Here is a 20613-nt window from a genome sequence, read left to right on the forward strand (position 1 = left end):
CGACCATGCCCGAGGGTGACACAGTCTTCCTGACAGCCGCGCGCCTGCGCACCGCCTTGGCTGGGAAGACGCTGACCCGCAGCGACTTCCGCGTACCCAAATACGCCACCCTCGACCTGCGCGGGCAGCCGGTGCAGAGCGTAGGCAGCTACGGCAAGCACTTGTTCATCCGCACCCCTGAACTGAGCATCCACACCCACCTGAAAATGGAGGGCGTCTACCGCGTCTACGCCCCCGGCCAACGCTGGACCAAGCCGGGTTTCACCGCCCGCCTGATCCTCGCCACCGAGGATTCCGAAGCCGTAGGCTTCTCCCTCGGCCTGGTCGAAGTCCTCCCCCGCCCCGACGAACACACCGCCACCGACCACCTCGGCCCCGACCTGCTCGGCCCGAATTGGGATGCGGCAGAAGCGGTTCGACGCCTCTCGGAGCATCCGGACCAACCCATCGGCCTGGCCCTCCTTGATCAGCGAAACCTGGCGGGCATCGGCAACATCTACCGCAGCGAAATCTGCTTCCTGCGCAAGATCCACCCGGCAACCCCCATCGGCGCAATCGAGGACCTACCCGCTCTGGTAGCCGAAGCCCACCGCGTACTCACCAAAGCCGCTCACGAACCCCCTTGGCGCGCATTGGCATACGGCCGCCAACGCCGCCCTTGTCGCCGCTGCGGCACGAACATGGTCGTCCATCTACTAGCCGACGACCCCGCGCTACCCCGCGCCGACAGAGGTATCTACTTCTGCCCCAGCTGCCAACCCGCCCGAACCCCGTACAGTCCCGCCCCATCGGATCTGCAATAGGTCTACGACGCATCACAACCGCTGGATACGGCCCGATGCGCAGAAACGTACCTTTCAAGTGCGCGGCGAATACGCGGCCAGATGAGTGCGTTCTGTCCTGCTGCCCGTGGCGGCTCAGCGTCGATGGAACGGCCACTCGATCTTCGCTTGCGCCGCGCTGACCGATTCGGTCAGCGCGGTCGGCGGCATTATGGTGCGTTCGGCACAGCCGTCGGTTGGAGTTGAAGTCCGGGGTAAGCGTGCGGGTTCCGAAATCCGAGGGTCCGGGCGGCCGGGAACCGGCTGTGGGGGTAGCTGAAATGCAACGTCCAGGTGCGGGTTTGGGCGCCCAATCTATGACGCCAGCAATGCCATGACCAGCAACACCTAGGCCATGTTCTCCCGTAGTGCGCGCCGCCACGCCTGGTCGAACAGCGCAGGCATCGCGACCCATGGGATCGGATGGGTGGGCGCGGCCAGATTGGGTTTGTGCACGGGCAGATAGAGCGGATGCTTCCACGTCTCGAAACCGGGTTTGGCGGTCCACGCCCCAGGCAGGAACACGGTCCGCCCGGCTCTACGTCCGGTGTCCTCTACGACGAGCCCGGCGGCGAGCAGCACCGCCACGGCTTGGCGGTGTCGCGCGGGTTTCCACCGGTTCCAGGTGCGGACATTGCGATCGGTGGGTGCGGGCAGGGCCAGGATCTGGAGATAGAGCGCAGCGGCGTCGGAGTCGATGTCGAATGATTTGCTCACGGTGGAAACCAGTTGTGGCGCACTGAGTGTCGGATCGGCCTCGTAGCCTCCGGCAGGGAGGGCGTCCGGCGCGGAGCGGGCAATCATCTGGTCGGCGTCCTCGCCGAACAACCAGCCCAGGAACTCGCGCGCCGGGCGTCCCTCGCGTGGGGCGAGCGGGGTCAGCTCGTCGTCGATTTCGGTGAGGTGTGCAGGCCGGTAGGTGAGATTCCAGAAGGTCCTCCCAATGTCCCGAAACAGCCAAGCCACCAGCACTCCGTCGTCATAGAGGTCGCCGGACAGCGGGTCCGGATGACCCGAACTCATTGCGGCATGCCGCAACCGCTCGATTCGCTCGGTGTCCGCCCCACTCGCCCGTATGAGTAGGTCCTCGTTGCGCATGCGGGCGCGCAGGAGTTCGAGGGTGCGCGGGATCCCGGCGCGGACCGGATCGCCGGCCGGGAGATTGCCGTATGCCCAGCGGCACATGGTGATCAGCGGCTGCCAGAGCCGAATCAGGTCGTCGTAGATCATGTCGTCGGTGGTCGTGACGAGCTTGTCGTGGGCGGTGCCGAACTCGGGTGCGGTGCGCACATCGACAGTCAGGGTCGCGAGCTCGTCAGGAGCAGCGAGAATCCGGCAGAGCCGGGTCGGCGCGGTGCCCCATTGACTGGAACCGGGAGCGTGCAAAGCGGCTGTCGCGGATACGGCTGCTTTGCAGGTGGATTCCGGGAGCGCCCGTTGTCGGCCGCACTGTTCGATCCAGGCATCGGCCAACCTTTCGGCGAGGTCCCGCATCGCGTGAGGTTTCCAGAGTTCGGCCGGGTCGGCGGGCAGCAGACCGGTGTAGAGGGCCGGGACGGCACTACGCCCGAGGTGGCGGTGTAGTTGCGAGAGATCGAGTGCGGCGTCGTCCACCTCGACCGTGGTCATTCCCTGGACAACGTTTTTGAACTTGTGTCGGGGCGCGGTCCCGATATGACCCCACAGTGCGAGTCTTGCCGCGCGCGATGTCAAACCAGTTCTGTGGCTGAGGAGTTCGACAGCGTCGGGATCTTCGGTGACCGGCCCATGCTCGTCGACCAAGGCGAGTACCGCACGTAACTGATCGGCGTCACCCCAATGCAGTGGCCGGGGCGCGACCTTGCCGACCACGCCCAATGGTGGCGGGCCGGATTCGCCGGTCCGGCGGTCGACGAAGAGCCAAGTTTCGGAATCCCGCGGATCCAGCCGCACGCTGTATCCACCTGCGGTCCCGGCCACGACGTCCTGTGCCGCGACCGTGCCCACCCGCAACTCCGCTGTCCGATCGGCGAATGTCGTTTCGGCCCAGGTCTCGAGCAAGGACAACAGGGCAGTCCGGTCGAGATCGGTGGCGATCGGCGAGATAGCCCGTACCGCGGCGACCTCGATGCGGCCGATCAATGCCGCCCAGCGAAAGCTGCCCAGCGAGTGCGGATTCCATTCGGCCACTTCCGGAATGGAACCGGTGTGCAGCGCATCCGACACGGTGCGGATCGCCGTCAGCATCCCGCCGTGCCCGCGCCCGGTGGAGGGTGCGGCATTGACGCCGTCCAGCGCCTCCAAGATTCGATAGCTGGGGTCCACAGGTTCCCTTTCCGGTATGCTGCCGCCGGTCTCGGCGGCGACACGGAAAGGGATGATGTCACAGAGGACCGACGTAGGCTCCGGACGTCGCGTTCAGGTGGTGTAGGACCAGACTGCGGCGGGGTAGCCGGTGCCTTTCACACGAACGCATCCGCCGGTACGTTCAAGGTCGTCGGGCAGGGTCGGTTGAGGTTGCCCGAATCTGGTCTGCGCCGGTGGGGCGGCGCTCAAGCGACCCCATATGCGGCAGTTCCGGATGTTTGGCAGACCCGGGGTTAGGGTCGATGATCATGGAACTTCTCTTGACGATCGCCGTGATCGCCCCTGTGCTGGCGGGGTGTTGGTGGGTGTTCCGGAGTGTTCGGCGCAGGCAGCGGCGAGGTGCATTGACCAACGCGCCCCCGATTACGTATGGGGACCTGATGCTGCCGGGGTATGACCTGACCGAAAGCAGAGCCGCTGAGATCTATATCGAACAGGTCGACAACGACGACCGGTCTCCTCGATATCGGCTGGACGATAAATGACCCGTTCACCCGCTGCTCATCAGCATGTGCGCACGTGCGTCCAGCCGGGCTGGATGGCCACTGCCAGTTGATCTTCTGACGCCTCGCACTGGCCGGTTCGGTCAACGCGGGAAGCGGCATGTCAGTGCATCTGGAAGGACGCTGCGCTGAATGCTGTTCGGTCGGGAACACTGCCGGATCGAGTCGGAGGCAGTCGCTACGGTGGCGGCTGTGACGAACGCGTATTACCACATGCAGCTCGAGGTCACCCTGTCTGCAGCGGTGACATCGGATGAGATCGAGGAGCTGCGTTGGCATCTGAGGCTGGGTCCACATCCGATGCAGCCACTGCGCATACCAGTAGCCGATGAGATGCCACGCTTCTACAGGGGACCGGCACACCACCACGATCAACCCGGTTTGGCCGTTGCGCTATCACCGAGGGAGCGGGGTGGCTGGACTCTGACAGCGTGGCAAGAACCCGATCCGGACGAGCTCGACCGGCTCGAACCTTTGTTTCGGTGGTTGGCAGCGAAATCGGATCCAGCAGTGGCGAATTCGGACGGCTCGGTCCTGCTGGGGCACGTTCGGTTCTCCGACGAAGCAGACTGGACGCACGGGCTTCTGATCCACGAGCAACGACTCCACTATCCACGCGTTCACGCTCGACCGGCGTCCGAATCCATGGTCGATAGTGGTTCCGCGGTGACGACCTGGGACAACTTCGCTGCGCGACTGCAGCTCACACTTGGGCAGATCCGCGATGGCGACTGGATACGGGTGGGGACAACGGGAAACCGTCATGCCTGCTTCTTCGGCGATTCCAGAGGGGTGACCATCTGCAACATCGTCGCCAATACATTCCTCGAAATCGATTGGCTGATAACCGAGGACGACGAGGTCACCATTAGACGGCTGGGATGGAACGGGCCCAGAGACGGATATTGGGACCGACACCTCCGACCCCCGGTCACCCTCGAACAATGTCGAGACGTTGCCGACGCGACAGTCTCAGCGCTGCGTGATGTGCTCAAAGTGTCATCTCCGCAGGAACTTCTGCTATCGGCCTGCAGCGAACACGTCGGTGAGCAGCCCGACACCTCCGCGATGGGGATGAAACTCTCACCATGGCGGTGACTCTGGCCAACACCGAGCGCTCTGTGCCTCGACGTCCTACATTCGGCTAGCGGCAGACATGCCTGTGCCGCAGCGCTTCCCGCGCATCACAGCCCCACGTTTGCCGGTTAGGTCAGCGCGCCATGCGGCAGAATAGTGCGTTGGCCGTCATGATGTCCTTGCCGCTACTCTGACGTGTGGCGTTCAGTGTGGATTCGGGCTCAGATCGATACTGCTGGTCGATCTTCCGACGGTCCAGCACTGGCTGGCTGGCTGGTTCGGTCAGCGTCACCAGCGGCTACGAATCTGCCTATGTCGCGATGGTCGATGCGATAGCAGTGGACTTGCTCCCATGGCAGTTGCGTGACGGACTACCTCCCAACGACCCGGGCATGAAGGTAGTGATCTACCTGCCGCTTCTAATGAAGTTACGCCCAAGGACTTGACGTCGACCGTCTCTTAGGTCAAGCTCTTCGCAGTGCCATAACTGCGCCTTCATGCGGAATATCCGGGGGCATCACTCGGACACGGGATTCGGCACACTGCTGTTCGCCCTCTTCGACACCAACCTACCCAGGACCGGGACTCGGTCGTTGAAGGGCTAGGGCTGGACACGCCCGTGTTCACCACGCGAACGGATCCACAGTCCCGTGCACAGAGTTCGTGACACAGATTCCGCACAAAGGACTCCCGGGTAACACGCAATAGCGGCACACCCGCTTTTGTCCCTGCCTCCAGGGACGAGTATCCGATCATTTTCGAACCCAAGCCCGTTGCAGGGCTTGGGTTTTTTCATGCCCAGATTCAGAAGGACGGTCGAACCTCTTGTCCGACAACGAAAACACCACACCCATTCACTCCGGCAGCGATCACCTTCACTCGATAGACCCGAAAGCCGTTACAGGACAACAGCACACGCGTTCAAGCGAAAGCCGGTCGTGATGAGTGCTCCCTATGACCCGTCGTGGGGGGCTGCATGGATGGCGAGTCTGGCTCCCACCGCCGCGGTCGACCAAGGCCCGAGGTCGGTATCGGGTCAGGCGAGTCGCCGGGTCTATTCGTACAACGTGAAGTCCGCAGCTGAGGCGGTCGATACGTACGCCCGCCTCATGACCTCCCAGGACATGATCGAGCGGGCATCCGCCGATTCGGCAGCTCGGCGATCCAGTCTTGCTGGTTTGGTTCTGGTTTCCGCGCGACAGGACCTACCCGCGGTGATACCGCAAGCCAAGCTGGTCGCGGATCCTGAGGCCGGCGCGACGCTCGACAAGGACGGTTTCGTCGTACCACAGCCCGGCAGCGTCCCCAACCCGGGCGCTCACCTACGGCCAGAGCAGAACTCGCAGCCCAGCCCCGACACCCAACCCGTTCCCATGCCGCAGCCCGATACCCAAGCCGCCCCGGTACCGCAACCCCGTCCTGACACAGAATCGGTCCCCGTGCCGCAGCCGAACGACACGGTTCCCGTCGTTGCCCCAGTGCCCGCACCGGTTTCGCCAGCGGCTCAGCCCATCACCAGCTCTTCGGCATTGCTCAACGCGCTCACCGGAACCGGGCCCGCCCCCGCGGACATACAAGCCGGCACCCAAGCACTGAAACAGGCAGCCCGCACCACCCCCGACCCGAACGCGGCATTGCTGGGCGCATTGACCCAGGTCCAGGTCGACGCCACCACCACAGCCGCGATCCCGCCTGTGCCACAAGGGGTTACACCTCCTGCCTCGGCGGGCTCGAACACTCGGGGCGGGTCGAGTTCGGCGGTGTTGCTCAACTCCCTCCTCGGACTCGGACCGGCCACCGCCGACATCCAGGCCGGGAGCCAAGCCATACAGCAGGCGGGTCAGAATTCCTCGGACCCGACCGCGGCGGTGGTGGGCGTATTGACCAATACCCAGATCCAGCAACACACCACCAGCACAGCAGACACAGCCACCACAGTCACCTCGATCACCGGACCCGACGGGCACACCCGGACCAGCATTATGCAGCGTCCGGTCCTGGCACCGTCGTCGTCACTGCGGACACAAGACCCCGTCGATCCCAAAGCGCAAGCCACCCGCGACTGGGTGAGCGAAATGTGGCAGCTCGGCCTGCGCGCGAGCCGGTTCCAGAACAACCTGACCGGCGGTGGCGGCTGGTCCGAATTCACCCACAGCTGGAGCACACTCGCCCGCGGAGTAACCAGCTTCGGCCAAACCTGGTCGAGCCCGAACCCGCAACTCCGCGCCGACGCACTCACCAACCTCGGCAGCGGCGTAATCCGCTGGGACGACCTCAAGGAACACGGACCCGAGTACTGGCAAACCAAAATCGGACTCGACCTCGGCGCCGGAATCGCACTCGACGGTCCCACCGCCGCGGTCCTACGCGGCGGCAGCGCGGCTGCAACCGCAACAGAAAAAGCCGCCATCCAGGCTGGAAAGGACGTCGGTCAAGCGGTCGACCATCCCACGGCAGTCATCAAGTCCGAGGCACCCACACCTCCGATCGACGACAACCTGCCCGCACCCGATCTATCAGTCCTACCCACGTTCGAACTCGAAGGTCCACCGATCCCAGGATCAGGTACGCCGCATCCAGGTTTCGATCAGCCCTTCGATCCCAACACCCTCCCGAAATTCGACGACCTGAAGCTCTCACCCTCCCAGGTTGGTGACGGCGGAAACTACCCGAGCGCTAGTGCGCTCCGGGAAGCCGACCCGATAGCACAGACCGGATCGAACGAGCTATCGTCCTGGGAGCAGCCAAATAATCCTCCGCGACCAATTGACCGGGGCGGAAGTTGGGATCAAAAGGTCAGAGACGGGTTGAAAGGCACCGCCGTCAAAGCCGATGATGTCGAGACGGTCCTTGACGTCCTGGCCGTCCATCCAGCAGGCCAGGAGATTGCGGAGGCTATTGCATCCAACAGATTCAGGGAACTCGCCAATTTCTCACAGGTCATAGCAAGCATTAGAAAGAACGCCGACGCGTTTATAGCGGGTACTGCAAAGCCTGGAGAGGTGATGATTCCGGGTGCGTTGGAACAGATCCGGCTAGCAGACCGTCTATTGGACAAAGGTTTCACAGATCTCAGCTTCGAGATCAAAAAAGAATACGAAATCAAACCGGGAATCTTCACCGAGGAGCACACCGACTTGGATGTCATGGCTAGAGACTTCGCGGGAAACGTACACGGATGGCAGTTCAAAGTAGCCGAGTCAACTAGCCCAAAGAACGTCGTCGGCAAGATATTCAAGGGGCAACGTCAGCTGATAGAGTCCTACGCCGACTATCAGACGTTCGTAGTGGACGCGCCGGTACCGCTCCAAGATCTGGCGCCGTACCTGGAGCGGCTCGAGAGAAATTTCCTAGATAATCATGTGCAAGTTATCATTCGCACGCCCGACGGGATAGTATTCATACCGTCGAATGGAAAATTCATGCCAGAAGGAGAATTGTGATTACGGATATACCTGTCGCTCGCTGGACTTGGGGACGCGATCACGAAAGTATCGATACTGTCAGTCTGTGCATCCAGGACCTGGTGAAAGCATGTTCCGTACTTCTTGCCCATCGTCTAATGCCGGAAAGGGTCACAATTCTGATCAAGGTATCCGAAGCAGGAAAGCCAAGGAACTCTCTCTTCCGGGAAAAGCTCGTCGTAGATCTATCCGCACCTTTAGGGGAAGTTGCGTCGCAACTCGCAGATAGAGTTAGCATAGGTCGGGCAGCTGGAGAAATTGGATCGGTAATGACGTCGGTCGAGTATGATCAGATCAATGAAAATAGCCAAGCACTCATTCGCGACAATCTGCTACAGTTGACAACGGACGCCTATAGGGATTATATCACGACAAGCGTTGTGGCATTCTCGGATTCCTGGATGCAATATGATCTGATGGGTCGCGCCCAGCCTGACCTCTACTCGGTCAACCAGCCGCGTTTGGCTGCCGTGTTGAACGCCATGTCGGAGGTGCTGAATTCGGAGACCGACCCCGGCGACCCCACCCACTTCGGCATTCCGACCGATAGCGGAATTGAGAATTATTTCAAGTCGGATGGCAATCCATCTAATGTATGGGCGCAGTACAAATCATGACGGTCTCATATTAGCGAGACACTTGGTTTCCGAAAAGGCCGCAGGTTTACCGTCGGCGCCACCTCATATCTCAAATGCGAATGCCGATGAAAATGGGCACAAGAACGACACTCCAACACCTGCCTCGAAATGGTGAGATATCACTTTCAACTGTCGATGGCAAAGTCTCAGGACTTTGCGATCGACAGGCTGTCAACGAACTGGCCTAATCCTCGGTCTGTGGCGGCGAATTACCAGCGTGCGCTCAGGCGAATGTCCCTGTCTCATCGGAGAACCAGGGCAGACTAATGCACTCTCATCCGCAATATGGTGCGTTCGGCTGGCCCCGGATCGACTCGGCCCGTTGATCGTCGCCTCGCCCGCGCTGGCCGGTTCGAACAGCGCGGGAAGCGGCAGAATAGTGTGTTCATGTCATGCCGGTGATGGGCGACCACGACCTAGTTCTGCCTGAGCATCGCCACTGAGTTTTCGACTCCACGCCGGGGTCATTGCCAGCGTGCTGGTCGTTCGGGCGAGGATGGCACCGTGCTCGATGACTGGACCAAGATTCTCAAAGCTATGCCCGACTTTCTCTCACCCGACATCACCGATGATGGCGACATCATCTACGAGTGGGCCTACTACCAACTGCAGGACCCCGAGACCGGTTTCTTCGTCAACTTCACCTCCGAGGACAAAGGCCTGGCGATCACGGTTCCTGTTCCCACGGATCCGATCGTTCACCAACGCACGCTTGCTGTCCTTCGCGCACAACCCGAAACCATGCGATGGGAACAACCACGTCGGGAATGGCCCGAGGCGGCTGCGGAATGGCAGACCGGGTGGCGCTATTTCCACGGTGATCCGGCTATCGCCGCGTCGGTGGTGGCGGTCATGCGCGACGGGTTGGGTATGAACCCCGCCCAGCTTCGATGCCGCGCTTGGGATGACAACGGCCCTAACAGTTTTCACACTCACCTGGCGACTCACGACATGCCGACGGCTCGGGGCTTGTCGGCCCAGTGCACCGACTGGGACGAGTTCGCCGACCGTCTCGACTGGGTCCTGCACACCCTCCCACGTCACTCGACCATCGCGCTTGGAGAATTCGGACGCGACCCGGGCGCCGCCATCCAATTCACGCTCAACGGCTACACCCTGATCTCCCAGGCCGGTGACGACCTTGACCGTGCAGGGCTCGACGCTGCGGAATTCCAACGCAGAATGATCGAGCTGGGTTGGGAATACGACACCACCTCGATGCCGGGGATTCCGATCTGGTCGGCCCCCGAAGCGCGAACCTGCTACAAGCCCCGGCTACGCGATGCTCCCCGACGGACTGTCGAAACCTTCCGGACGGTGTTCGGGATCGACAGCCCGCGTGAGGTGCTCGTCCATGCCTTCTGCGATCGCACCGAGATCTCCATGTCCTATGTCGCACGGCAACTCGGCATCAACTCGTACGCACCATAAACCCAGTAGTCCGGACGAGATGACCTGACCGCCACCGGCCAAGGAACCGATGTGGCGCTGGCTGTTCGGTCAGAGCGGGTCGCGGCAGAATAGTGCGTTCTGGCGGTGAGCCTTGGACACTCCCATCAACCTACGGCCTTGGGGCGAAACGTAATCCGAGTGCCGCAGCGCCGAATCCTTGTTCGAGTACGTCTCTCCATGCCCAAACCTCCAGCTCGGAGGGCGCAGTTACCCCCAAGACCACTGACAATGCATGCACAACGTCGTCGGCGAGCTGCGTGCACGCAAGCCGAGTCACCGGATAACGCAGCTCTTTCGCCCAATTCTCGGTGCCGTTGTCCGGGGGCTCGGACCAGCCCCGAGCGGAAAGGAGGGATTCGCGGTCGGGCGGTATGCGCCGCCCCGGGGCCAGCGAGCGGTTCGACACCACCTCGCAATAAAAGTCGTCGGGACCCCCGACGAACTGGGCATATCTGCCATCGGGTGTGCGGAGGGTCAGGTACGCGTCGGAGGGCATGTCGGCGAGAACTCCCGCCAGACGCGAGGCAAGCTCCGACCAGTCCTGTGGCGGGGCGGCGATGACTTCCCAGTCGTCCTCGTCCACCTGGTCTTGATCCGAGTCAGGGAGAACAGTGTCGATAAGTGTCAGCTTGACCGGCTTGGACAAATGCATGGCGATAGCACCGGTCTGTACTTCGGGGAATCGGTATGGAGCGCGTCTGACCAGCCTGATCCTGACATCGGGCAGATCCCACCTTGCAGCTGTCGCCGAGTAGTCGTCGGGACTGTCGGGCGCGCCAATCTCCGTGGTGAGCCGCTCCGTCAGCGCGGTCATGCCCGCGTTGACCTGCGCATCGACATCAGGCTCCGCACTGATGTCAGATACCCAGACTGTCAGCGAATTCATGACGGATCGACCACGCCGCCATCGCCGCAGTCCAAGAAATGTTGAAGCGTCCGCGCGAGGAGGATCAACATCCAGATCGGTGGTGAGAGTTGTTTCCAGCGCCCAGCTCTCGGCGACTCGCCATCCAGCTACCGCGCAAAAAGGCTCCAGATCCGCGAACGTCCAAGTCCACCGGAAGCTCGCCGCCAGCCGTGCAACGCGGACGGCGCCGTCGAGATCGACACGCATGGCTGAGACCGTAGCCCCGCCATCCGACACCAACATTCTCGATGACTCATGGTCATCCTCATCGATGTGGCAAGGGCGTGTGCGATGAGAGAGGCTGCACAAATGTCGTGTAATCGGCATTACCGCGCATTCGTGTTTGGGGGCCATGGAGGCGGGGTTCGAACCCGCGTCCTCCGCCGTGTCGTGCCGGTGATCTACCGCTGATCTACTCCATGGCCGTCGACGAGATTACTGCCATGACCCTGGATCCGCTGGCTCTCACTCGCTGGTTGCGGCCGGTTCAATCAGCGCGCTACGCGGCAAAGCGGACGTTTTACGCCGCCGTTTCGCGCTCGGCGAGGAAGGTATCGAGCAGATCGAATAGAACGGCCAGGACGTGCGCTTCCTGTTCAGGGGTTCGCTTAGTACCAAATTCTTTGTCCGGCAGCGCAATATTCTCGATGAGGGCCCACCAGGCAAGGCTGCTTTCACGGCGCACATGGTTGGTGAGTAGCCACTCGCGGAAGCCGTCCAGACCCTGTCCACCATGGTGGCGGGCAGCGTAGTCGAACCCGTTGAGGAAGCTCACTACACCGCGCACGGACTCGTAGCCGATGTACATGCCGGGTCGTTTAGCGAACAGCCGGAGGTACTCACGTTCGCTGAGTTCGTTCACATCCGTGATCTCGCGCCCATTCACCATCAACCGATGTGTGGGCCCGTAGGCACCAGACCCTTCCTCCAGCATGCGGATACTTCACCACAGTGGCACGTGACCGGCCAGCCGTATCACGACCTCCGGCAGACACGCCGTCGTCGGATCCGGCGCTGTGGCCGGTCCGGAACACGCGGGTCGCGGCAATGTAGTGCGTTCGGTGGACACGCCCCGAATCGCCTCGCATTACTGGAAGGGCTGGTGCACGGAGATCGAGCGCCAAGGCAGCACAATGACCATATGGATCCCGAGCCCAGCCATCGGTGTGAGCCTCCGCCGCGTGTGATCACCGAGACTCATCGTCGGCTCGGCGAGCACTTCGCTGCGGTGGAATCTCCGCGGTGGGCTGAGCAGGCCCTTTCTGCATGCCTGAGACGGCTCATGTCGAGCACGATCACGGAAGCCGCCCTCATCGCTGTGGAGGATGCCTGGGTCGAGGATGAATGGACCTTCGTGGTCGTCTATCGATCGCCGTATTTCGACGGCCTGCTCGGGTTGCGACGCTCAACCTACGACCCTCGGGACAACACGTTCTCGACCATGTTCGACCCGGAGTTGACTACAGCCCCTGACCCGAAACGGTACGGCCGCGATGTCGCTGATTTCGATATAGGCGAACCACTGGGGACCGTAGCGGGCAATCTGCGAGTCGACGACCGCGGCATTCATTGGTGGGGACATCCACCGACGCCACGCACGCAATGAAGCACCAACCACCATTCGTAGCCAGATCAACCGACCTCGGCAGACGCGCCGGGGACATCCATTACGGCGTCACATCGGCAATTGCGTGCACTTCACTCCGCTGAAGTCAGCATGCAGGACGGTGAGCGATCCTCCGTTCTGTGCAGCTGCCATTGGATAGCTGAAAGCTAACGGTCGCGGCCCGAAATGCTGATGTAACTGGCAGTCAGCGGGGAGCCGCCACTGACCACTGACACCCGATAGGCCAGGTCAGCAGCCGATCAATCCCTCGTCGTTGTCCGGCGTGTGCCGACCGGTTTGAGCTGGATTGTCGGCCCGTTCGTCGTCGGGTGGTTCGGGTTGATTAGCGTTAGGACCACATAGTGGCAAACCCGCAGGTCATCGACCTGCGGGTTTTCTGCAATTGTGTAGTAACCCGAACCATTCGCACGAGGTATCGTGCAAGGCTTCGCAAGCGCCGCCACCATCCATGGCGCCGTGCTGGCCGTTTCGAACCGCGCTCAATGCGGTGTGCGTTCGTCTTCCGGTGCCATAGGTAGCTGGCGGCAAGCCGATGGCCGTGACATTCGAGATCCAGGGCGACGAGCGACGACTCGCAGCGGGTGACTACATGATCGTGGAGTACGAGAGCGCCGATGGCCTCGCAGACGACGTTCATGTGGAGCACAATCAGGAAGGCATCACCGTCTACATGCCATTGAGCCGATGGCGAGTGTGGTCTTCCGCTGGTGACGAGATCACTCCCTAACCGCGCCGCTGGCCGGTTCGGTCAGCCCGCTACGCGGCCGGTGGAGGATGTTTTGCGGGCTGGACCTGTTAGACCTCGATCTCGCCGACGATCACGTCACCGGGCTCAAAGTCTGACTTCTGAAGGTCTCGGAAGATGAGGCCGATGGATGTAGATGCTGGAGCTCGTCGACCGATCGTGCACGGCACATCGACCCACGAGCACGTGCCTGACGGACCCGGCCGACCGTCGGCGCGAATCACTCTGAGCCGATCACCCACCCTCACCGTGCCCGACTCGACATGTCCCGCGACCGCAGTCCCGCGGCCCGTCAGCGTGAACACGTCCTCAACCGGGAAGCGGAACGGCTCGTCGCACGGTGTTTCTTCGGCCATGAAACGATCATGAATGGCATTGGGCCAAGCAGCTTCATGCCGCTCCGCGACCCAGCTGATAGTGCACCTCCGCGGCAAGACCATGTGTCCGATCACGGCCGCGGCGGTCGGTCCAAACAGCCTTGTAAGCGGCAGGAGAGTGCGTTCTGGTGCGAGGCGGCGACACGCCCTGAAACCCGGTGCCTTACCCAGTCGCGGCTACCCGGATCAGCCTTTGAGGTCGTGTGCAATCTGAACCAGGAAGGTGGTGACCGCTTGGGCATCGGCGGGCTTGAGCAGTTCCTGTTCGGGGCTCGTCTTCACGAATCGCATTTCTGCGCTCCAAAGTCCGTCCTGGACGTGGACTTCCGTCCAATATCGCATCGGGACTCCTACCCATGCCTTGCCCTCGAATCCGGGAACTGGTCGGTAGTCGGTAGGAATGTCATCGATTTTGCCGTCGTCTATCCGCGGGTTGTGCACCTGGAGCGCGCCGATCACGCCGAGCCCGGAGTGGCGGCCATTACAGATGGTCGACCAGCCGACTACGCCGCCCTCTTCGAAGGTGAGGGTCTCCACCTCGGCGTCGGTGATCGACAATGAGCTCTGGAGAAACGTCCGGTAACGATCACACAGCCTCGCGCCGTCATACTTCGAGGGCGAAGTGAGATGGACCGACGAACCCGAAAACGAAGAGCAGCCGACCACGGCGACCAGCGCCGAAACGACCAGGATGACACCACGTCTGGCTCGCATCGCATAGCCGAATCGGGCGGCAGCCCCTGCCAGCAGCGACTGCCGTACCAGATCGATGCCGCCTACGGACCTAACGCTGCGCCGACGCTGCACACCGGCGAGCACATTTGACTGACTCCGCAGTCCCCGCAACATCACAATCCAGCCCCCCACCTACAAACGTGCCCGCAGCACACCGAACCGGATCGTATCGGCTGCAACGCGATCCAGTCATCCGAGCCCCCGACGCTCGCCGGTCCTGTCGGTGCACTATGCGGCAGTTCAGTGCGTTCCGGCTGGCCTCGGATCGCTGCCGCCCGAGCAACGCATTCGCGGAGGGGCGCAGCTCGTTCCTGATCTCAGTCGGGGTATCTGTGGTCGCCTGTTTCGCCCGAAACGGGACTGCCCGTGCGGTTACTCGTAGCGGGCGATCGATGTTCCCGGACCGAGATCGAGAGAGCGGCGGGCTTCATTGATGAATCGGTGGCGAGCTTCACGTTGAGCTTCGCGGGATCGACGCCATTCACTGTCATTCGATTGATCGGGCGAGGACGCGACGTCCCATGCCAAGTGGTCAGCAGTGTGCAGTGCTTCCGCTGCCCTGACAACGTTTTCCGGCGCAATCAGCCGTAGTCGTGTCAGATTCTCATTCTGAAGCGTGTGCGCCTCTTCCAACTTCTGCCGCGCCTGCTCGAGGATGTCCGAAGCTGCCCCGGCTGAACGAAGACCACGCAACTTTCGGCTCCCTCCGCGGAAGCTGGCACCAAGGTATTGGACGTATGCGTCGATCAAGGCTTCGCGTATCCATTTGCGCTGCTCACGTCGACCCGACAGGTAGAGGTTCAATCCGGCGAGAACGGCCGCCACTGTGGCCGCGATCGCGCTGAGGACAGACGGGAACAGCGACATCAGCGTGTCACGGGATGGATGTTGGACAGCGAAGGGTCAAGGCACACCAGCCGCTGTCGAAGTTCTCAGCCAGTAGAACACGCAGCGACTTTGCCAAAGGGTCAATCGGTCCTGCGGACCATCGCTCATCAGCAATATGGTGCGTTCGGCTGGCCCCGGATCGGCTGGCCCAGTTGATCTTCCACGCCTCGGGCTGGCCGACTCGGCCAGCGCGCCATGCGGCAATAGGGGACGTTTCGACACGCCCGTGCAGGTGGCTCGGCGTCCCTGAACCAGGACTGCGGAATAGCTAGGTTTGCACCATGTCAGACGAGGTGATCACGAAGATCCGCCGGGTCGGACGCGGCCGGTTGGCGGCGGCGCTGATTGCGGCGATGCTGGTGCCCACCGCGGGTTGCACGTCAAAGGCCACTGAATCGGACGCGCCGACATTGACAGAGTCCAGCGCGCGTCAACGCATCGAGTCGTACCTCACGGCGACCCTGAACGCACTGCCGCGAGGGGTCCGTCTCACTCTCACTCCCGACCGGCTGGCCGAAGGCCGTTCGGCCGACCAACTGATACAGCCCATGACCGCAGCCCCCTGCGATGGCGACCTGAACGACACCGCTGGCCCTGTGAAGACACAGGTCGTGTACTACGTGTCGGGAATCCCTTCCGGGCAGGCAGGCCAATACCTCATAGCTGTACGCAAGTACTGGGCTGACCAACGGTGGAACGTCACCGAGACAGAACTCACCGTGCAGTCGATCGCCGCAACCTCCGACGGCTATCAACTGATCGTCCGCCACGGCAACGCAACTGACGGCGTCGGCACCGACGTCCTCATAATCGGCGGGACATCCCCGTGCTACTCCCGCACGGCAGCCGGGACCACAGCCCCGCTACCAACAGTCATCGAACAACAGTAGGCAGCGGCTAACAGATAGCTCCGCCGCCGTCCGAGTGCGAGCGCAGTGCCGCATCATCGGCAGAGTGGGACGTTCGGCTGACCTCGGACCGACACTGCCGCTTGATCTTCCGCCTCGACGCGCTGGCCGGTTCGGTCAGCGCGGGAAGCGCCATGACCGTGCGTTCGTCGGAGCACCTATTGCGGCAGGTGGAGACCAAAGATGATTGGGCCCGGCGATCTTGCGGCACGTGCCGAACCAATTACCTAGTTAGACACCGGTTTTGGCGTCCTCGGCCAGGCGGGCGGCGGCCTCGTTCAACTTGCCCGCGTCATAGCTGATCTGCGAGGTATCGCAGATCGAGACACTGCACGGCCCGTAACCGACCTTGATCTCGTCGTAACGCACCTGCCCGCCCTCCTCCGGCGGCAGCGACAGATCCACGCCATCGAAGTGCACGACCGTGACGGTGTGGGGGTGGAAGTCGAAATCGGCATGGGTGTGATTGGTGATCGCACGAGCGAAACCACCAGCGCCGAAAGTGAATTCGTTGTCAAGCATCGTGATCCCACGCGCGGCCTAAGATGGTCTTGTGAAAATGAGAAAGATCGTCGCCACAGCTGCGCTCACCATCGGCGCCATGGCTATCACGGGGGGCACATCGTATGCGGCGCCGGAATCGAACGCACAGGATGTGAAGGCTGTTTCGCAGCTGTCCGGAGACCAGGGCGGCATCCACTACGACGTGGTTCGCTCCGATACGGACCAGACCGTCACCACCACCCTGACCGGGGGCACGTTCCAGCTCACCGACGCCGCGGTGAACATCCTCGACGGATACGGCATCGTCACTTCCACGATGCCGCTCTCGGTGACCATCGACGGCACCGATCAGGTGCTCTCGTTGAACCCCAGCATCGCTGACGACGGCGCCGCACTGGTCGCACACCCGACCGCCACCGCCGTCGCGGCGGGCACCGCCCAAACCGGCAGCGCCAATGCGGCGGCCGGCGCGCTCATCGGGGGCATCCTCGGTCTCGTGGTCACCGTCATCAGCCTCGGTTTCGGGTTCATGGCGATACCCGCCGGGATCCTGGGCGGTGCGATGATCGGCGGCCTCAGCGGCTCCGGCGCGCCGAGCAACACCCGGCCGTGCTACGTCATCCCGAACACCAACCTGGCGAACTGCTACTGACCGCTGAGAGCCGTAAACCCCACCTCACCATCGCTTTCGAGCCGGTGCCAGCTTCCGTTGGCACCGGCTCGAGCCGCTTTTCATACCCTGATCTGTGACGATTCGAGAGACCGCCGGTCGTATCCCGTTGCCGTGAGCAGAAATTCACGTCCCGGAAGCCTCAGAAATCGGGCATTCATCGAGAGACATTCCGGCGCAACACTTCCTGTTTACCGTTCCGTTTCACGAATACAGTCGTAGGCGAATTCGTTGGTGAGGTGCACGTGGGACGGCAGGCTGACGTTCAGCTGTTCGACCGCCGCGCGGACACTGGCGTCGAGCTCCCACTGCAGATCTACGACATGACCCGCCCACACGTCCCACAGGCAGCTGACGGTGTCGTCGATGATCAATCGAAGCGTCGAACCAATCTCCGGATCTCCGGGATCATCCACCCATCCGAGCTGTGCGTCGTAAGTTCCCCGAAGAATGAGACGCCAGCGATTCAGCTCCCCATCAGAGAAGAACCCGTCGTTCAACTGAACGATAGCGATACCGACTGTCACAGAGGGCATTTCCGGTGATGAGGAGCAGTAATCCAAACTGATCACCATCCAATCGTCGCTGTGGATCACGTCCTGGACAATCTGGTCGCCTGCCGACCTGGGCTTCGCGCTCATCGGCAGTTGCGGATGTTCGATCGACTTCAGACCGGTTCGGCCGGCTGGTCTTCCGTGGTACCACGATGGCCGATTCGGTCAGAACAGTGCAGCAGTAGTGCCGTGCTGTGCCACCCGAACTATGGCCGACCCGTATGACATCGGAGGGAAGCGGTGAAATCGGATCAGCCGCAGGTGATGGGGGTGTTGCAGGGGCGATCGGCGCTGCCGGTGAGGAGGTTGAGGATGTTGATCACGGCACTGCCGCTGTCCGGCGTGTAGATCGGCTGGGCGGCGGTCGGCTGGCTCACCGGCGAGGTGAGTTCCAGGGGAAGGCCGTCGGCCGAGGCCGCGGCGACCGCGGAGCCCGCCATGATCGCGGCGGCCGCGGCAGTGGCCACCAGGCCGGTGCGGAAGGCGGAGCGAACAGCCGTCATCGTGTGAAAACCCTTCTGTTGGAATGGAAAGCGCTACCTACCGTTCCAAGATCGCCGTCCCGGAGCCAGCCACATGTTCCGGTGCCCCGATCAGTGGGGGCGCGACGTGATTCGAATTCGGTCCTGCGTGCGGGATGCGGGATCTGGTGCATTGCAATGGGTCCGGGCTATGCGCGGTGTCTGCCGTGGAGGCGGTGGCAGTTGCGCAGGGGGATGCGGTGGAAGGGATGGCCGTTGGCGAGCAGGAGCGGGGTGGGGAGGCGGATGAGGGGTGGGAGCTGTCGGTGGAGATGCTCCAGCGCACCGTGGCGACAATGCCGATGCAGGACAAGGTGATTGCGATGAATTCGGTCAGGGTGGACATGGGCGCCCCTACCGGTGGTAGCGGCCGCGCGTGGCGAGTGTGCGGCGGCCGCGATCGGTGATTTCCCACGTGGCGTGCCCGGCGCGGCGGCGGCCCACGATCAGGCCGCGTGAGGAGAGCTTCGAGACGGCATTTCTGGTGCGCCACATGGTCAGTGCGGACGATTGGGCGAGACTGCGCACCGTGAGAATCCCACCGGGGTCCAGTGATTCCAGGACCGCGATCTGTGCTTGGTCGAGTCGGCTGGTGAAGGTCATGCGCAGACGATGCACCCGCGCCCGTGCCCGAACACACGGAAGCGATGCTGTGCGAAAAGTTGCGTGAAAGCCCAGGTCGTGTTGCGTAAAGCGGCTTATCATTGACGCATTCCGCAACAAAACTCGATCGCAGAATGCAACGAGAGGCGAGCGGGCGTGACTGATGAGGACGAACCAGCGGAGTCGGGAAGCACCCTGCCCCGCAGGCAACTTGGCCGGTTTCTTCGTGAGGCCCGCGAGGGGGTCGGATTCACTGTGGATCAGGCCGCGACACTAATGGAGTGGAACAAGTCCACTCTGAGTCGCCTCGAGCGCGGCCTCACCGAAAAGGTGAGGGTCCGGGATGTTCTGAGTCTCTGCGCGGTCTACGGACTCGACCCAGGGAAGACCGCCACCGCGAAGTCGCTGGCAGACCAGAAGCCCGCGAAGTCATGGTGGCACGCCTATGAAGATCTGATTCCGGCGCAATCGAATCTATTCGTCGGGTTAGAAGCGGGCGCAAAGGTTTTGACCATCTTCCAACCACTGATCGTGCCTGGACTCTTGCAGACAGCCGACTACGCACGCGCTATGGATCGGTTGTACTTTCCGAACGATTCGGAGGCGGAGCTGGATCGCCGCATCGAGCTGCGGACACAACGCCAGCACGTGATCCTCCGACAACGCGACCCCGCCGATGCCTTCGTAGTCCTACAGGAAGCCGCGCTGCGTACCGTCGTCGGCGACCGGCACGTGATGGCGGCGCAATTGCGGCACATCGCAGACCTGAGCACGCACGCGAACATCGAAGTGCGACTGCTGCCCTTTCGCGCGGGATTCCCAGTGGGCATGCCGCTACCGCCGTTCATCATCTTTCAATTCGGTAAGAATGCCCGCGGGAAGCTGACGGAACCCAACGTGGTATTCGCTGAAAGTTTCACTGGTGCAATGTATTTTGAGCGTCAGACCGACGTACGGATCTATCGCGAGGCATTCACGCAGGTTCAACGTGCCACCCTCGATGTCCAACCGAGCCGCGATCTGATCCGCGAGATAGCAAGGGAGCACGACAGTGACCGCTGATCCGAACCTGGCCACATGGTTCAAGTCGAGCTACAGCTCAGGTGGACAGGACTGCGTCGAGGTCGCATTCCTACCCGGCGGCGAAGTTGGGGTGCGGGATTCGAAGAATCCCGCCGGCCCGGCGCTGGTGTTCGCGCCGGGCGAGTGGGATGCGTTCACCGCCGGTGTCGCCGGTGGGGAGTTCTACCGGCGCGGGTGATTTCGGCGGGCC

At 62.3% G+C, this 20613-nt stretch carries 23 protein-coding genes and 1 tRNA gene; 12 read left to right on the forward strand and 12 right to left on the reverse strand.

Going from position 1 to position 20613, the window contains the following annotated elements; genetic code table 11:
- Positions 1 to 5 precede the first annotated feature (5 nt).
- Positions 6 to 803 carry a DNA-formamidopyrimidine glycosylase family protein gene (locus tag OHB26_RS05730; protein ID WP_330183182.1) on the forward strand — a complete coding sequence of 266 codons (798 nt, stop codon included), beginning with the start codon at positions 6 to 8 and terminating at the stop codon, positions 801 to 803.
- A gap of 366 nt (positions 804 to 1169) precedes the next feature.
- On the opposite strand, the gene OHB26_RS05735 is transcribed toward OHB26_RS05730, so the two are convergent.
- Entirely contained in the window at positions 1170 to 3125 is a 1956-nt protein-coding gene (locus OHB26_RS05735; RefSeq protein WP_330183183.1) for a hypothetical protein, read from the reverse strand.
- A 290-nt stretch (positions 3126 to 3415) separates the two neighbouring features.
- Between OHB26_RS05735 and OHB26_RS05740 the strand changes: the two genes are divergently transcribed.
- Together OHB26_RS05740 and OHB26_RS05745 are read left to right on the forward strand one after the other, a co-directional pair.
- Entirely contained in the window at positions 3416 to 3652 is a 237-nt protein-coding gene (locus tag OHB26_RS05740; protein WP_330183184.1) for a hypothetical protein, read from the forward strand.
- Positions 3653 to 3862: 210 nt separating this feature from the next.
- On the forward strand, positions 3863 to 4768 hold the full coding sequence (locus OHB26_RS05745; RefSeq protein WP_330183185.1) for a TY-Chap domain-containing protein: 906 nt from the start codon (positions 3863 to 3865) through the stop codon (positions 4766 to 4768).
- A 112-nt stretch (positions 4769 to 4880) separates the two neighbouring features.
- On the opposite strand, the gene OHB26_RS05750 is transcribed toward OHB26_RS05745, so the two are convergent.
- Positions 4881 to 5039, reverse strand: coding sequence for a hypothetical protein (locus OHB26_RS05750; RefSeq protein WP_330183186.1), 159 nt, complete (start codon positions 5037 to 5039; stop codon positions 4881 to 4883).
- 817 nt (positions 5040 to 5856) lie between these two features.
- On the opposite strand from OHB26_RS05750, the gene OHB26_RS05755 reads away from it, so the two are divergent.
- The 3 genes from OHB26_RS05755 to OHB26_RS05765 all read left to right on the forward strand — a co-directional run bounded on the left by OHB26_RS05755 (position 5857) and on the right by OHB26_RS05765 (position 10280).
- On the forward strand, positions 5857 to 8190 hold the full coding sequence (locus tag OHB26_RS05755) for a hypothetical protein (RefSeq protein WP_330183187.1): 2334 nt from the start codon (positions 5857 to 5859) through the stop codon (positions 8188 to 8190).
- Positions 8191 to 8480: 290 nt separating this feature from the next.
- Positions 8481 to 8828, forward strand: a complete 348-nt coding sequence (locus OHB26_RS05760) for a hypothetical protein (protein WP_330183188.1) — start codon at positions 8481 to 8483, stop codon at positions 8826 to 8828.
- Between the two features lie 525 nt (positions 8829 to 9353).
- Positions 9354 to 10280 (forward strand): TY-Chap domain-containing protein, encoded by a 927-nt coding sequence (locus OHB26_RS05765; RefSeq protein WP_330183189.1) that lies wholly within the window; start codon positions 9354 to 9356, stop codon positions 10278 to 10280.
- Between the two features lie 130 nt (positions 10281 to 10410).
- Here the strand turns inward: OHB26_RS05765 and OHB26_RS05770 are convergent, their stop codons facing one another.
- The 3 genes from OHB26_RS05770 to OHB26_RS05780 all read right to left on the reverse strand — a co-directional run bounded on the left by OHB26_RS05770 (position 10411) and on the right by OHB26_RS05780 (position 12142).
- A complete protein-coding gene (locus OHB26_RS05770) occupies positions 10411 to 11415 on the reverse strand; it encodes a DUF6301 family protein (protein WP_330183190.1) in 1005 nt (334 codons plus the stop codon).
- Between the two features lie 143 nt (positions 11416 to 11558).
- A tRNA-Val gene (locus OHB26_RS05775) sits at positions 11559 to 11630 on the reverse strand.
- A 98-nt stretch (positions 11631 to 11728) separates the two neighbouring features.
- Positions 11729 to 12142: a hypothetical protein gene (locus OHB26_RS05780; protein ID WP_330183191.1), complete on the reverse strand. Its 414-nt coding sequence runs from the start codon at positions 12140 to 12142 to the stop codon at positions 11729 to 11731.
- Between the two features lie 249 nt (positions 12143 to 12391).
- Here OHB26_RS05780 and OHB26_RS05785 point away from each other — a divergent pair, with 249 nt between their 5' ends.
- Both OHB26_RS05785 and OHB26_RS05790 read left to right on the forward strand, forming a co-directional pair.
- Positions 12392 to 12814, forward strand: coding sequence for a hypothetical protein (locus tag OHB26_RS05785; RefSeq protein WP_330183192.1), 423 nt, complete (start codon positions 12392 to 12394; stop codon positions 12812 to 12814).
- Positions 12815 to 13367: 553 nt separating this feature from the next.
- Complete coding sequence (locus OHB26_RS05790) at positions 13368 to 13562, forward strand: hypothetical protein (RefSeq protein WP_330183193.1); 195 nt, start codon at positions 13368 to 13370, stop codon at positions 13560 to 13562.
- 68 nt (positions 13563 to 13630) lie between these two features.
- Here the strand turns inward: OHB26_RS05790 and OHB26_RS05795 are convergent, their stop codons facing one another.
- From OHB26_RS05795 to OHB26_RS05805, 3 genes are all read right to left on the reverse strand, one after another.
- Positions 13631 to 13936: a hypothetical protein gene (locus OHB26_RS05795; protein WP_330183194.1), complete on the reverse strand. Its 306-nt coding sequence runs from the start codon at positions 13934 to 13936 to the stop codon at positions 13631 to 13633.
- 207 nt (positions 13937 to 14143) lie between these two features.
- On the reverse strand, positions 14144 to 14776 hold the full coding sequence (locus OHB26_RS05800; protein WP_330183195.1) for a hypothetical protein: 633 nt from the start codon (positions 14774 to 14776) through the stop codon (positions 14144 to 14146).
- Between the two features lie 288 nt (positions 14777 to 15064).
- A complete protein-coding gene (locus tag OHB26_RS05805; RefSeq protein WP_330183196.1) occupies positions 15065 to 15559 on the reverse strand; it encodes a hypothetical protein in 495 nt (164 codons plus the stop codon).
- Positions 15560 to 15861: 302 nt separating this feature from the next.
- On the opposite strand from OHB26_RS05805, the gene OHB26_RS05810 reads away from it, so the two are divergent.
- Positions 15862 to 16470 carry a hypothetical protein gene (locus OHB26_RS05810; protein WP_330183197.1) on the forward strand — a complete coding sequence of 203 codons (609 nt, stop codon included), beginning with the start codon at positions 15862 to 15864 and terminating at the stop codon, positions 16468 to 16470.
- Positions 16471 to 16719: 249 nt separating this feature from the next.
- Here the strand turns inward: OHB26_RS05810 and OHB26_RS05815 are convergent, their stop codons facing one another.
- The gene (locus OHB26_RS05815; RefSeq protein ID WP_330183198.1) at positions 16720 to 17010 is read right to left on the reverse strand and encodes a hypothetical protein; all 291 of its coding nucleotides are present in this window, start codon (positions 17008 to 17010) and stop codon (positions 16720 to 16722) included.
- A 79-nt stretch (positions 17011 to 17089) separates the two neighbouring features.
- Here OHB26_RS05815 and OHB26_RS05820 point away from each other — a divergent pair, with 79 nt between their 5' ends.
- Positions 17090 to 17644, forward strand: coding sequence for a hypothetical protein (locus tag OHB26_RS05820; protein ID WP_330183199.1), 555 nt, complete (start codon positions 17090 to 17092; stop codon positions 17642 to 17644).
- Positions 17645 to 17853: 209 nt separating this feature from the next.
- On the opposite strand, the gene OHB26_RS05825 is transcribed toward OHB26_RS05820, so the two are convergent.
- The 3 genes from OHB26_RS05825 to OHB26_RS05835 all read right to left on the reverse strand — a co-directional run bounded on the left by OHB26_RS05825 (position 17854) and on the right by OHB26_RS05835 (position 19340).
- A complete protein-coding gene (locus tag OHB26_RS05825; RefSeq protein WP_330183200.1) occupies positions 17854 to 18303 on the reverse strand; it encodes a hypothetical protein in 450 nt (149 codons plus the stop codon).
- Between the two features lie 164 nt (positions 18304 to 18467).
- Entirely contained in the window at positions 18468 to 18719 is a 252-nt protein-coding gene (locus OHB26_RS05830; RefSeq protein ID WP_330183201.1) for a hypothetical protein, read from the reverse strand.
- A 372-nt stretch (positions 18720 to 19091) separates the two neighbouring features.
- Complete coding sequence (locus OHB26_RS05835; protein ID WP_330183202.1) at positions 19092 to 19340, reverse strand: hypothetical protein; 249 nt, start codon at positions 19338 to 19340, stop codon at positions 19092 to 19094.
- A 156-nt stretch (positions 19341 to 19496) separates the two neighbouring features.
- On the opposite strand from OHB26_RS05835, the gene OHB26_RS05840 reads away from it, so the two are divergent.
- The gene (locus OHB26_RS05840; RefSeq protein WP_330183203.1) at positions 19497 to 20402 is read left to right on the forward strand and encodes a helix-turn-helix domain-containing protein; all 906 of its coding nucleotides are present in this window, start codon (positions 19497 to 19499) and stop codon (positions 20400 to 20402) included.
- Positions 20392 to 20601: a DUF397 domain-containing protein gene (locus tag OHB26_RS05845; RefSeq protein ID WP_330183204.1), complete on the forward strand. Its 210-nt coding sequence runs from the start codon at positions 20392 to 20394 to the stop codon at positions 20599 to 20601. The genes OHB26_RS05840 and OHB26_RS05845 overlap by 11 nt, the downstream gene beginning before the upstream one ends.
- The last annotated feature ends 12 nt before the right edge of the window (positions 20602 to 20613 follow it).

The sequence above is a fragment of the Nocardia sp. NBC_01503 genome (genome assembly GCF_036327755.1).
Taxonomy (GTDB): Bacteria; Actinomycetota; Actinomycetes; order Mycobacteriales; family Mycobacteriaceae; genus Nocardia.